This is a genomic window from Mesorhizobium sp. WSM4840, from assembly GCF_055811755.1.
The window spans coordinates 1-264 of the sequence record NZ_JBVVQD010000147.1 but is presented as its reverse complement, the minus strand read 5'-3'; the positions used below and the strand labels follow the sequence as shown (position 1 = coordinate 264).

General features: G+C 64.4%; 1 pseudogene. It reads left to right on the top strand.

The features are described 5' to 3' along the window. A pseudogene (locus AC0L3I_RS37075) lies at nt 1–264 on the top strand (transposase); the annotation flags it as partial.

The following is a 264-nucleotide window of genomic DNA, read 5'->3' as shown; positions in this document are numbered from 1 at the left end:
GTCTCCGATGCCCATGAAGGCATCAAGGCGGCCGTCACCAAGGTGCTGTGCGCGACATGGCAGAGGTGCCGCGTCCATTTCATGAGGAACGTGCTGGCCCATGCCGGCAAGAGCGGGCGCCGCGTCGTCTCGGCTTTCATCGCCACCGCCTTCGCCCAGGAAACGGCCGAGGCCGCAAGCACGCAATTGAATGGGCCGTGCAGCGGGCCCGCTACATGACGCTTGAGACCATCAGCCAGATGAGCGATGATCCGCTCATCAGCC